At 72.3% G+C, this 12542-nt stretch carries 11 protein-coding genes; 5 read left to right on the top strand and 6 right to left on the bottom strand.

The window, feature by feature from the left end:
• Positions 1 to 41: 41 nt before the first annotated feature.
• Both ACZ7PG_RS42425 and ACZ7PG_RS42420 read right to left on the bottom strand, forming a co-directional pair.
• Entirely contained in the window at positions 42 to 941 is a 900-nt protein-coding gene (locus tag ACZ7PG_RS42425) for a LysR family transcriptional regulator (protein WP_470244870.1), read from the bottom strand.
• Positions 941 to 2200 carry a cytochrome P450 gene (locus ACZ7PG_RS42420; RefSeq protein WP_470244869.1) on the bottom strand — a complete coding sequence of 420 codons (1260 nt, stop codon included), beginning with the start codon at positions 2198 to 2200 and terminating at the stop codon, positions 941 to 943. The genes ACZ7PG_RS42425 and ACZ7PG_RS42420 overlap by 1 nt, the downstream gene beginning before the upstream one ends.
• A gap of 46 nt (positions 2201 to 2246) precedes the next feature.
• Between ACZ7PG_RS42420 and ACZ7PG_RS42415 the strand changes: the two genes are divergently transcribed.
• Positions 2247 to 2975 (top strand): alpha/beta fold hydrolase, encoded by a 729-nt coding sequence (locus tag ACZ7PG_RS42415; RefSeq protein WP_470244868.1) that lies wholly within the window; start codon positions 2247 to 2249, stop codon positions 2973 to 2975.
• Positions 2976 to 3216: 241 nt separating this feature from the next.
• A complete protein-coding gene (locus ACZ7PG_RS42410) occupies positions 3217 to 6444 on the top strand; it encodes a tetratricopeptide repeat protein (RefSeq protein ID WP_470244867.1) in 3228 nt (1075 codons plus the stop codon).
• Here ACZ7PG_RS42410 and ACZ7PG_RS42405 read toward each other — a convergent pair.
• Positions 6381 to 6605 (bottom strand): hypothetical protein, encoded by a 225-nt coding sequence (locus tag ACZ7PG_RS42405; protein WP_470244866.1) that lies wholly within the window; start codon positions 6603 to 6605, stop codon positions 6381 to 6383. The two genes, ACZ7PG_RS42410 and ACZ7PG_RS42405, sit on opposite strands and share 64 nt — an antisense overlap.
• A complete protein-coding gene (locus tag ACZ7PG_RS42400; protein ID WP_470244865.1) occupies positions 6602 to 7399 on the bottom strand; it encodes a methyltransferase in 798 nt (265 codons plus the stop codon). The genes ACZ7PG_RS42405 and ACZ7PG_RS42400 overlap by 4 nt, the downstream gene beginning before the upstream one ends.
• A gap of 28 nt (positions 7400 to 7427) precedes the next feature.
• On the opposite strand from ACZ7PG_RS42400, the gene pdxR reads away from it, so the two are divergent.
• The 3 genes from pdxR to ACZ7PG_RS42385 all read left to right on the top strand — a co-directional run bounded on the left by pdxR (position 7428) and on the right by ACZ7PG_RS42385 (position 11530).
• The gene (gene pdxR / locus ACZ7PG_RS42395; RefSeq protein ID WP_470244864.1) at positions 7428 to 8900 is read left to right on the top strand and encodes a MocR-like pyridoxine biosynthesis transcription factor PdxR; all 1473 of its coding nucleotides are present in this window, start codon (positions 7428 to 7430) and stop codon (positions 8898 to 8900) included.
• Between the two features lie 94 nt (positions 8901 to 8994).
• Positions 8995 to 10764 carry an MFS transporter gene (locus tag ACZ7PG_RS42390; RefSeq protein WP_470244863.1) on the top strand — a complete coding sequence of 590 codons (1770 nt, stop codon included), beginning with the start codon at positions 8995 to 8997 and terminating at the stop codon, positions 10762 to 10764.
• Positions 10765 to 10828: 64 nt separating this feature from the next.
• Positions 10829 to 11530, top strand: a complete 702-nt coding sequence (locus ACZ7PG_RS42385) for a hypothetical protein (protein WP_470244862.1) — start codon at positions 10829 to 10831, stop codon at positions 11528 to 11530.
• 6 nt (positions 11531 to 11536) lie between these two features.
• Here the strand turns inward: ACZ7PG_RS42385 and ACZ7PG_RS42380 are convergent, their stop codons facing one another.
• Both ACZ7PG_RS42380 and ACZ7PG_RS42375 read right to left on the bottom strand, forming a co-directional pair.
• On the bottom strand, positions 11537 to 12199 hold the full coding sequence (locus tag ACZ7PG_RS42380; protein WP_470244861.1) for a peptidylprolyl isomerase: 663 nt from the start codon (positions 12197 to 12199) through the stop codon (positions 11537 to 11539).
• Between the two features lie 25 nt (positions 12200 to 12224).
• A complete protein-coding gene (locus ACZ7PG_RS42375; RefSeq protein WP_360674352.1) occupies positions 12225 to 12479 on the bottom strand; it encodes a DUF2631 domain-containing protein in 255 nt (84 codons plus the stop codon).
• Between the last annotated feature and the right edge of the window lie 63 nt (positions 12480 to 12542).

Here is a 12542-nt window from a genome sequence, read left to right as displayed (position 1 = left end):
GCCGTGCCGCGCAGGACTTCCGGATGGGCGTTCGGCGCTCCTTATGCCCGCGATTCGCCGCGCGAATGGTCTTCCAGCGCGGCGACGAACTCCGCGAGGTCACGGCGGTGCGACGTCGCCGGCCAGACGGCCCACGTCCGCCGGACGAGCGGGTTGCCGGCCAGGGGCAGCCACCGGACCGTGTCCGGGATCGGGTACGGCCAGTCCGGCGGGGCGAACGCGTAGGCGCCGCCGGCGCTGACCGCCGGGATCTTGAGCTCGACGATCAGCCGCCGCTCCTTCGGCACGTCCGGGCCGACGTCGAGGCCGTGGCTGCGCAGCGTCGCCGCCAGCTCGTCGTACCAGGCCGGGCTGCCCGCGCGGGCGAAGGCGAACCACTCCAGCCCGGCGAGGCTCTCCAGCCGGACCGGCGAGCCCAGCTTCTCCGCGAGATCCGCCGCCAGCAGGACGCCCACGTTCTCCTCGACGACGAGCGTCGCGTCCAGATCCGGCCCCGCCGGGCGTTCGCGGACCAGCCCGACGTCCAGCTCGTCCGCCCGCAGCGCCGTCACCTGCGCCACCGACGACAGGTGCCGGGCCTGCACCCGAGTGTCCGGATAGGCCTTCGCCAGCCGCGCGAGGGCCGCCGGCAGCAGTTCCGGCGGCAGCTCCAGGGGGACGCCGACGCGCAGCACGCCGGTGGTGGTGTGCCGGGTCACCGCGGCGACCGCCTGGTCGTGGCGGGCGAGCACCGCGCGGGCCTCGCCCAGCAGCGTCGTGCCGGCGTCGGTTGCCTGGACGCCGGTGCTCGTGCGGACCAGCAGCTGGACGCCGAGCCGGCGTTCCAGCGCGGTGATCGTCTGGGACAGCGCCGGCTGGCTCACGTGCAGCTGCCGCGCCGCTTTCGACATGGCGCCGGCCTCGACGACCGCGACGAACGCCCGCAGCTCGCGGATCTCCATCAGCGCGCCCAGCGGATCGGCAGCGACTTCAGGCCGTTCTGGAAGGTCGAGCGCAGCCGCACCGGCTCACCGGCGAGCTCCACGGGGCCCAGATCGAGCACGGCGTCGAACATCGCCCGCATTTGCACGCGGGCCAGGTGTGAGCCCAGGCAGAAGTGCGTGCCGTGGCCGAAGGTCAGGTGGTCGTTCGGGGTGCGGCCGACGTCGAATGCGTCCGGTGCGGGGAACACCGCGGGATCGCGGTTGGCCGCGGAGAACCAGACGACGACCTTGTCCCCGGCCCGGATGTCCACATCGGACAGTGTGACGTCCGCGGTCGCGGTGCGCCGGAAGTTCATCACCGGCGTCCACCAGCGCAGCATCTCTTCGACCGCCGACGGCAGCAGCGACCGGTCGGCCAGCAGCCGCCGGTACTGCCCGGGGTGCGAGAGCAGGGCCAGCATCCCGCCGGGCAGGCCGTTGCGCAGCGTTTCGTTGCCCGCCACGGAAAACAGCCAGAAGAGGTTCTCGAACTCGGCGAGCGAAACGCGTCCGCCGTCGTCGCCGACGTGCCGCATCAGGTTGCTCATGACGTCGTCACCCGGGTGCTCGCGCTTGTACTCGCCGAGCGCGTTCGCGTACGCGTAGAGGTCCGGCATGCCGGCGCGGGTGCGCGGGTCCGGCATCGCCCCGTCCGGTCCGGGGGACGGGCGGACGGCGAGCGCGGCCCGCGCGAGGTCGCTGACCTCGGAGAAGGAGACGGTCGAGCTGACCGCGTACTCGGCGTCCTGGTACCCGATGACCCGGTTGCTCCAGTCGTACATCAGCCGCCGGTCCCGCTCCGGCACGCCGAACACGGCGGCGAGGGTGAGCAGCGGCAGGTCGGCGGCGACCTTGGCGAAGTCGCACTCGCCGCGCTCGGCGACGGCCGCGACGAGGTCCCGCGCCGACCGCTCGATCTGCGAGGTCAGCTTCGCGATGGCCCGCGGCGTGAACGCCTTGGTGAGCAGCCCGCGCAGCCGGCCGTGCTCCGGCGGGTCCATGTTGAGCATCATCCGTCGCACGTAGGCGAGGTCGGCGGGCGTCGCCGGGTCGCGGATCTGCGTCCCGCCGAGCTGCGAGGAGAAGAGGGCGGGATCACGCAGGACGCGCCGCACGTCGGCGTGGCGCAGCACGGCCCAGAAGTCGTCGACGCGCACCACCGGTGACGCGGCCCGCAGCCGCGCCAGCTCCTCGTACGGGACACCGCGCACGTAGGTGTCCGGATCGGTGATCCCCACGAGCCGACCCTAGCCGCGCCCACCGACAATTTGGCAGGCTGCTCCGATGGACACGCTGAACATGCGCACTGGCGGCAAGGGCGAACCGGCCGTTCTCCTCCTGCACGGCCTGGGCGCGACCGGTGCCGTGTGGGCCCACCTCACCGAGCAGCTCGACCGGCGCGTCCTGGTCCCCGACCTGCCCGGGCACGGCCCGTCCGCGCCGCTGCCGCACTACTCCTTCGAGACGCTGACGGCGGCCGTCGCGCGGGCGCTACCCGGGAAGGGCCCGTACGTCGTCGCCGGGCATTCGCTCGGCGGGGTGCTCGCGCTCGAGCTCGCGTCCGGGAAGTACGACGTCGAGGTCGAGGGCGTGCTGGCCCTCGGGGTGAAGGTCGAGTGGACCCAGGACGACCTGGGCCGCGCGGCGACGTTCGCGGCGCGCCCGCCCCGGCTGTTCGCGACGCAGCCCGAGGCCGACCAGGCCTACCTGAAGGTCTCCGGGCTGCTCGGCATCGCGCCCGCGGACCCGGCCGGGCTTCGCGAGACCGAGGGAGGTTGGCGCCTCGCGATGGACCCGGCCGCGTTCGGCGTCGGCGCACCGGACATGCCGGCGCTGCTCGCCGCGGCGCGGTGCCCGGTCGTGCTGGCGGCGGGCGAGAACGACCCGATGAGCCGTCCTGACCAGCTACGCGCGCTGGACCCGGACGCGGTCACGCTCGCCGGCCTCGGGCACAACGCCCATGTCGAGGACCCAGCCGCCGTCCGCGCCCTCCTGGCGCGCTTCGGCGTCTGAAGGCTCGGGTGCAGCCGTCGTACCCCACGCGACGGCTGCTCCGAACCCCTCGCCACCACCGGACGCGAGAAAGCCTAGGAAACCGCGGTGGACGTGCGCCTGTACCCGCGGTCCACGGCGTCGTCACGGTCGGTACCTGCGAAAACGGTTATCTTCGCCGTTCGGTGGTACAGGTATAGCGGCACGATCGGAATCCTGGAGGGGTACGTTCCGCTGCGGGGCACGCGGGGAGAGGACGCCTGTGGACGAAGGCCTGCCGTTCGCCGGGTGGCTGCGGGAACGCCGCGTGCTCACCGGCCTCACCCAGGCCCAGCTGGCCGAGCGCGCCGGGTTGAGCCTGCGCGCCGTGCGCAACGCCGAGCTCGGCAGCGTCCGCCGGCCCCGGCCGGAGACCGAGCGACGGCTGCGGGAAGCGCTTGCTGAAGCACCGCCGGAGCCGGTGCGGATCGGCGTCCTGGGTCCGCTCACCGTGCTGCGCGGCGACTGCCCGGTCGAGATCGGCGCCGAAAAGCAGCGCCTGCTGCTCGCGATGCTGGCGCTGCAGCCGAACCACACCGTCCGGCGCGAAGACCTCGTCGACGTCATCTGGGACGAGCCGCCGACGTCGTGCCTGGAGCTGCTCCACACCTACGTCGCGCGGCTGCGGCGGGCGCTGCGGCCCGCCGACCCCATCGCCACCGACAAGGGCGGCTACCGGCTCACCGCCGGCGAGGACGACCTCGACCTCCTGCGTTTCGAGGCGTTCCTGAAAGAGGGCGCCCACCGTGAGGCCCTGGAGCTCTGGCGCGGCCAGGCGCTCGCCGATGTCGGACGGCTCCGGCAGCACCCCGCCCGCCTGGCACTGGCGATGAAGCGCGCGAAGACGGTCATGGCGTACGCCGAGGCCGCAGACCCCGAGGACGCCGCGGTCCAGCTGCGCGTGCTCACCGCCGAAGAGCCGCTGAACGAGTCCGCGCACGCCCGGCTCATGCAGGTGCTCGCCGCGTCCGGACGGCAGGCCGGCGCGCTGGCGGTGTTCGAGGAGATCCGGCAGCGCCTGGACGCCGAGCTGGGCATCGAACCCGGCCCCGAGCTGCGCGCGGCCCAGCGTCAGGTGCTCCGGCAGGACTTCGCCGCCCCGGAACCGCCGGCCCGCGTCCCCGCCCAGCTGCCCGCGGACGTCGCCGGCTTCCGCGGCCGCACCGCGCAGCTGGCCGAGCTGGACGCCCTCCTGGCCGGCGGCGGCACCGGTGCGCGCATCGCGGTCCTGTCCGGCACCGGCGGGGTCGGCAAGACCGCCCTCGCCGTCCACTGGGCCCAGCGGTCCCTCGGCGAGTTCCCCGACGGCCAGCTCTACCTCGACCTGCACGGCTACGGCACGGTCCGGCCGGTCGAGCCGGGCGACGCGCTGTCCGGGTTCCTGCGCGCCCTCGGCGTCGCCGGCGCGGACATCCCCGCCGAGCCGGAGGAACGCGCCGCGAAGTTCCGCACCGCGCTCACCGGCCGGCGGATGGTGCTCTTGCTGGACAACGCCGGCTCGGTCGGGCAGGTCCGCCCGCTGCTGCCCGGCTCGGCGTCCTGCCTGGTCCTGGTGACCAGCCGCGACGCGCTGCCCGGGCTGGTCGCGCGGCATGGCGCCCGCCGCGTGCTCGTCGACCTGCTGACCGAGGCCGAAGCCCTCGACCTGCTGCGGACGCTGCTCGGCACGCGCGTCGACGACGAACCGGACGCCACCGAGGCGTTGATCGGGTACTCGGCCCGGCTGCCGCTGGCGCTGCGGCTTGTCGCGGAGCTGGCGCTGAGCCGGCCGGGGGAGCGGCTCGCCGCCCTCGCGGCCGAGCTGGCCGACGAACGGCGGCGGCTCGACTTGCTCGACGGCGGCGGCGACCCGCTGACCGCGGTCCGCGCAGTCTTCTCGTGGTCCTACCGGCACCTGGCGCCCGACGCCGCCCGCGTGTTCCGGCTCTGCGGCCTGCACCCGGGCCGCGACCTGACTCCGGCCGCGATCGCCGCGCTCGCCGGCGTCCCCCTGCCGGAGGCGGAGCGGCTGATCGCCACGCTGGTCCGCGCCCACCTCGCGCAGGAGACCGGCGACGACCGCGTCCAGCAGCACGACCTGCTACGCGTCTACGCCGCCGAGCTCGCCGCGCGCGACGAGACCGAGAGCCACGACGCGCAGGAGCGGCTGTTCGACTTCTACGTCCGTTCGGCCGCGCAGGCCATGGACGCCGTCCTCCCGCAGGAGCGGCACCTGCGCCCGGACGTGCCCGACCCCGACGTCAAGGTGATCGACGCACCGGCGTGGTTGGAAGCCGAGCGTCGCAACCTCCTGGCCGTCGCCGCGCACGCGACGCGGCACGGGTGGCCCGACCACCTGCGGCTGCTGTCCGGGATCCTGTGGCACTACCTGGACGTCGGCGGCTACCACGAGGAGTCGCTGGTGCTGCACTCGCACGCGTCGGCGCTGGCCCACGACGCCGGTGACCGGGTGGCCGAGGCCGAGCCGCTCATCCTGATCGGGCTGGGGCACTGGCGCGTCGGCCGGTCACGGGAAGCGCTGCGGTACCTGGAGGAGGCGCTCGCCCTCGCCCGCGAGACCGGCGACCGGCGCACCGAGATCCACGCGATCAACACCCTCGGCCTGGTCTGCCGGGCACTGGGCCGGTTCGCCGAGGCGATCACGTACTCGACCGAAGCCCTGTCCCTGGCCCGCAAGGCCGGTGACCGCACCAGCGAAGGGCTGGTGCTGGTGGTGCTCGGCTGCTCCTGCCGCGGCATCGGCCGCTACACCGAAGCGCTCGGCTACCTCGAAGAAGCACGGGTCCTCGCCCGCGACACCGCCGACCGCACGAGTGAGGGCTACGCACTGGTGAACTCGGGCGACGCGTTGTCGGCACTGGGACGGCACGACGAAGCGGTCCGTGCGCTGGAGGAAGGGCTGGAGCACTTCCGTGCCATGGGCGTGTGGGTGAGCGAGGGCTACGCGCTGGGCATCCTCGGTGACGTCGAGCACGCGCGCGGCCGGTACGCGGAAGCCGCGGCGCACCTCGAACGGGCGCTGGAAATCGCGCAGGAGACCGGAAGTCCCACCAACCGCGGCGTCGCGCTGAAGCACCTGGGAGACGTCCGGCTCGCGCAGGGCCGGCACGCCGAAGCGGCCCAGCACCTCGAAGAGGCACTGGGCCTGGCCCGCGAATGCGGCGACCGGGGCGTGGAGTCCCGGGTCCTCAACAGTCTCGGCGCGCTGGCCGCGGCGACCGGCGCGTCCTCGGACGCGCTCGGCCACCACCGTGAAGCCCTTGCGGTGGCGAAGGAAACGGGCTGCCGGCCCGAACAGGGCCGCGCCCACTTCGGGCTCGGCGAAGTCCATTGTGGACTGGATGAGCCGGAAACCGCGCGCGAACACTGGGAACGCGCGCTGGCCTGTTACGCCGGGGAGTGCGTGCCCGGGGCGATCCGCGCCCGAGACCGGCTGGCGGACCTGGAGTAGTGCCGCTCGTCGGCGACGAGGTCGCCTTCGAGGCGCTGCGCGTCCCGGTCGAAGACGTTCGTGCTGCCCGCCAAGCGGTTGCGCGGGTACGGACGACGGCGGTAGGCGTGGTCGAGCGCCCAGGCGAGCAGGACAACGGCGGCGAGAACGGCGATGATCATGACGCTCCTCCCGGAGTGCGATGGGCTGTTGCTTTGTAGAACGCGTAATGGAAGGTCCCGTATTCCCTGGTGGTGCGGTAAAGGTCGGCGATTCCGCGGGCCCAGCGGGCTGCATCGATCAGGCCCCGCGCGACGGCGGTTTCGCCGACGCCTTCGACCATCGCGATGAAGGTGTCGCGGGTGAAGCCGGTGACGAGGTCCGGCCGCGACGCGTCGGCGTAGACCGTCCGCGGTTCGACGTGGACGTCGTCGAACCCGGCGTCGGCGAGGAGCGGGTAGAGGCGCCGGCCGAGGAGCCCGTCACCGCCGGCGTCGGCCTGCAGCCGGACGAGGCAGTCGATCGTGGCCTGGGCGTGTTCGCTGCGCGGGTGGAAGAACGCCGAACCGTGGTCGCCCTCGATGACGGTGATCGTCCCGCCCGGCCGCAGCAGGGTTTTCAGGTGTGCCAACGCTTTCTCGGGCTTGGGCAGGTGTTCGAGCACGAAGCAGACGAAGAGGTGGTCCCACTCGCCGTCGAGGTCGAACAGGTCGGCCCGGCGGAACTCGACGCCCTGGACCCTGCGTCTCGCTTGGCCGAGGGAGTCTTCGGAGACGTCGACCGCGGTCAGGTGCGCGTCCGGGCTGCGGGCCACGAGGTGGACGGTCTGCGCGCCGACGCCGCAGCCGACCTCCAGCACGCGGCTCCCCGCGGGGTAGGCCGTCCCGGCGTGCAGCAGCGCGGCCAGGGTGTCGGCCTGGTCGCCGAGGCGGCGGGCCTCGGGCTCGGTGTATCCGTGCACGTAGGTGGTGTCCATGGGACCAGCGTGCTGCGACAATGGCTCGATGGACAGAGCCAAAACCTCGCTCGCGGAGGGGTCCATAGGTTCGGACTTCCTCCAGCTCGACGTCCGCGAGGCGCCGCCGGGCGGGCTCGCGGACTGGCTCGCCGGGCAGCTGCGCACTGCCGTGGCCGACGGCAGGCTCCCGATCGGCGGCCGGCTGCCCGCGTCCCGGGTTCTGGCGGCCGAGCTGCGGGTTTCGCGGGGTGTCGTGACCGAGGCCTACCAGCGCCTGATCGACGACGGCCACGCGGCGGGCCGCGGCCGGGCCGGCACGGTGGTGGTGGCCGCGCCGGTGCTCGCGCCCGAACCCGCGCGCGTGCGGCCGCCGTCGAAGGTCATCACGCCGATGCCGGGCGTCGAGGTCTTCGACGCGGTCCGCGCGGCCCCGGCCCGCATCGACCTCACGCCGGGCGTCCCCGACCTGACGGCGTTCCCGCGCGCGGCGTGGCTGCGGGCCGAGCGGGCGGTGCTGGACGAGCTCGAGCCGTCCCACTTCGGCTACGGCGACCCCCGCGGCGCGCCGGCGATGCGGCTGGCGGTGTCGCACTGGCTGGCGCGCAGCCGCGGCATCCGCGTGGACCCCGGGGAAATCATCATGGTGGCCGGTGTCGCGCAGGCGTTGACGCTGGTGGGGGAGGTGCTGCGGCAGCACGGCGTCGACGAGATCGCCGTGGAGGACCCGAGCTCACTGGGCGCGCGGCAGCACCTGCACCACTGCGGCCTGGCGACCCCGCCGGTCCCGGTGGACGCCGACGGCCTGCGCGTCGATGAGCTGAGCGCGCCGGCGGTGCTGGTGACGCCGGCCCACCAGTTCCCGATGGGGGTGGTGCTCGGCGGCGAGCGCCGCCGCGACCTGATGCGCTGGGCGGCCGAGGGCGGGATCGTGGTGGAAGACGACTACGACGCGGAGCACCGCTACGACCGCGCGCCGGTGCCCGCGGTCCGGTCGATGCTGCCGGAGGTCTGCTACACGGGAAGCGTTTCGAAGCTGCTGGCGCCGGCGTTGCGCGTCGGCTGGCTGCTGGCGCCGCCGCGGTTCCGCGACGACCTCGTGGCGGCGAAGCGGTTCGCGGACCTGGGCAACCCGGTGCTGGCCCAGCTGGTGCTGGCCCGGCTCATGGATACGGGTGAGCTGGAGCGGCAGCTGAGGATGGTCCGGGCCCGGCACCGCCGTCGCCGCGACGCGATGATCCGCGCTGTCGCTTCGGAGCTGCCTTCGGCGGTCGTCCACGGCGCGGCGGCGGGCCTGCACCTGACGATCACGTTCGGCGCGGACCTGGACGACGTCGCGCTGGCGGCCGCCGCGCTGGCCGAGGGGGTGAAGGTCCAGCCGCTGTCCTGGCACCGGCAGCTCCCGGGGCCGCCGGGGCTGGTCATGGGCTACGCGGCCCGGACGGCGACGGAGATCGCGGAGGGCGTGGCGGTACTGGGCCGTCTGGTAAAGGATCCACAAAGGACTGTCAACCGGGTGTGATCATGCTCTCCCAGGCGTTTCCGGAACTTGGTTGCCATACGCAAGCAAGTTGCTTAGCCTAGCTAAGGGACTTTGTGAGCAGAAGGGTTGCACAGTGGCGGAACGCCGGACGTATTCGATCGCGGAACTGGGGCCGCGGTACAAGTGGATCGCGCTGTCCAACACGACGCTGGGCATGCTGATCGCCACGATCAACTCCTCGATCGTGCTGATCGCGCTGCCCGACATCTTCAAGGGCATCGGCATCAACCCCCTCGAGCCCGCCAACACGAGCTACCTGCTGTGGATGATCATGGGCTTCCTCGTGGTCACCGCGGTGCTGGTGGTGAGCTTCGGCCGGCTCGGCGACATGTACGGCCGCGCGAGGATGTACAACCTCGGCTTCGCCGTCTTCACCGTTTCTTCCATCATGCTGGCCGTCACCTGGTTCGGCGGTGACGCGGCCGCGTTGTGGCTGATCGGCTGGCGGATCGTGCAGGGCGTCGGCGGCGCCTTCCTGATGGCGAACTCCTCGGCGATCCTCACCGACGCCTTCCCGGCCAACCAGCGCGGGCTCGCGCTCGGCATGAACGGCGTCGCGGCCATCGCGGGCTCGTTCCTCGGCCTGGTCGTCGGCGGCGTGCTCGCCCCGGTCGACTGGAACCTGATCTTCCTGGTGTCGGTGCCGTTCGGCGTGATCGGCACGATCTGGGCGTACCTCAAGCTGCACGACACCGGCATCCGCAAGCACGCGCGGATGGACTGGTGGGGCAACATCACCTTCGCCGTCGGCCTGATCGCGGTGCTGGTCGGCATCACCTACGGCATCCAGCCCTACGGCACGTCGCAGACCGGCTGGACCAGCCCGATGGTGCTCTCCTGCCTGATCGGCGGCGTCGCGGTGCTCGTCGCGTTCGTGATCATCGAGACGAAGGTGCCGAACCCGCTGTTCCGGCTGTCGCTGTTCAAGATCCGGTCGTTCACCTGGGGCAACGTCGCCAACCTGACGGCGTCGCTCGGCCGCGGCGGGCTGCAGTTCATCCTGATCATCTGGCTGCAGGGCATCTGGCTGCCCCAGCACGGCTACACGTTCGAGCAGACGCCGTTGTGGGCGGGCATCTACATGCTCCCGATGACGGTCGGCTTCCTGCTGGCCGCCCCGACGTCGGGCATCCTCGCCGACCGCATCGGCAGCCGCCTGCTCGCGTCCACCGGGCTGCTGATCACCGCGATCACGTTCCTGCTGCTGATCATCCTGCCGGTGAACTTCGACTACTGGGCGTTCGCGGCCATTCTGCTGATCAACGGCATCGGCATGGGCATGTTCTCCTCGCCCAACCGCGCCGAGGTGATGAACAGCCTCCCGGCCGACGCCCGCGGCTCCGGCGCGGGCATGATGACGACGTTCCAGAACGCGGCGATGGTCCTGTCGATCGGCTTCTTCTTCAGCTTGATCATCTCGGGCCTGTCGAGCACCCTCCCGTCGACGATGCACGACGGTCTGATCGCCCACGGCGTCCCCGACGCGGCGGCCACCCAGGTGGCGAACCTCCCGGCGGTGGCGGTGCTGTTCGCGGCGTTCTTGGGCTACAACCCGATCCAGCAGTTGCTGGGTGGCCAGCTGTCCTCGCTGCCGCCGGACCAGGCATCGTTCCTGACGGGCCGCAGCTTCTTCCCGAACTTGATTTCGGGCCCGTTCCAGTCGGGCCTGGCGGTGGCGTTCGGCTTCGCGATCGCGGTGTGCTTGATCGGAGCGGTGGCATCGCTGCTGACGAAGGACGCGCGCCCGAAGGACCGCGAGTCGGTGGGCGAGGAGTTGGCCGCGGTGGCGGGGGAGTCGGGTGGCGGACCGAGCGAGCTGGTGTCGCCGGCCAGCGAACGCTGAAGGTAGTTTCGGAAGCCGGGTGCCGCACTGCGCGGTACCCGGCTTCTGCTTTGGGGGAGTGCGGATGGCTCGCGAGCACGAAGGCCCGTCGATGATCGCCGCGCTGCTGGCCGAGGCCGGCACCGAGGCCGGCGCCCTGGCCCACGACGCTCTGGCCGCCGGTGCGACAACCACGTTCCACGAAGGCGTCCAGCCGACAGCACAGGCGCGGTCCCGCTACGGTCGCCGGGAACACACCTGCCGCCGGGCCGGGCAGGGTTCCGTCGGGTTCGAACCGGGCGTCCGCGCACTCTGCGCCTACCTCGGCGGCACGCTCACCCACGCGCAGATCGACGACCGCGCGCGCGGTCGTTACCTCTTCGAGGTGTTCCTGGCGCCGGACCTCACGCGGGTCGTCGCCTGCTGGGGCATCGCCCGGCCCAGTGGGCGACCGGACGGGGTGCGGGCTCCGGACGCGCCGCCGTGGACACCGCTGGACGACATCGTGCACAGCCACACCCTCGAAACCCCGGAGAAGGTCGCCGTGCTGCACCAGGGCGGCGTCCCGGACGTGGCGGCGGGCCTCGTCGCGGGTCTGGAGCGCACCCTCGCGATGCGGCGGTGGCAGAACTTCCGGGAACACGCCGAACTGGTGCCCGCCTTCCCCTCGCCCGCGGCGGCCACGCACCTGACCGAGGCTCTGGACCGGACCCTCGCCGAGCCCTACGCCGGCGCGCTCCTGGTGGCGATCATCGAGGACGCGCTGGCCGCGGTGCCGGACTACTGACCAGCACTACCAGCCGACCGAAGCGCGCTGGATCTTCACCGGGTGGGCGGGCGCCCCGTCCAGCGGCCCGTTCGGGTCGGTCGGGATGATCCCGTCCGCGACCATCCGGTCCAGCGCCGACATCCCCCGCACCACGGTCCCCAGCACCGAGTAATTCGCCGGGATGTTCGCGAACGAGTGCACGATGAAGAACTCCGACCCGTTCGTCCCGGGCCCCTGGTTCCCCATCGCGACGGTCCCCCGCGGGTAGGTCTCCGCACCGGAAACCTCATCCGGGAACTGGTACCCCGGCCCGCCCTTCTCGACCTCGTAGATGTCCCCGCACTGCAGAACACCCAGCCGCGAAGAGTTCGAAAGCCGCCAGCACTGGGACCGGTCGTAGAACCGCTGCAGGATCAGCGAAACCATGTTGTGGACCGCGCAAGGCGCCGCCCCGGCGCGGTTCAGCCGCACCGTCACCGGCCCGTAGTTGAAACGGAAAGTCACGTCCACGGTCCCGCGCGTCAGCGCGAAGGGCAGCGGACGCACCACTGGGCGCGCGGCCGGATTCGAGGGCGTCGGGGTGAACGAGCACCGGACGACCGGCGAAGAGGCAGCCGAAGCCGAAGCCGGCGCCACCAGCAACGCACCCAGCACACCGACGAGAGCCAGACCCCAGCGCAGCTTCATGCCGGGGACGTTAGACCTTCACGGACTACTTGCGCCAGGCTGTGCGCTGCTTACGGATGTCGAGCACCAGCAGCAGGATCAGGAACAGCGCGAGGCCGACGAGCCAGACGTTCTCGGTGTTGTTCTCGTGGTTGCCCTTGATCATCACCAGCAGGATGATCGCGCTGACCCAGCCGGCGATCCGGGTGGCCTTCGGGAACGAACCGTGCCAGCCCCAGGCCGCGGACGGCTCGTCGCGGGGGTCGACCTCGGGCCGCTTCTCGACCGCCTTGCCTGCCACGATGAACTCCTCAAGACCCATGAACCACGTACTCCCCGATGATCCCACACCTCCGCGTGCGCC

The organism is Amycolatopsis sp. NPDC114504, from assembly GCF_055633595.1.
Note: the sequence above shows the minus strand (reverse complement) of the source record. Positions and strands in the feature narration are given on the sequence as shown.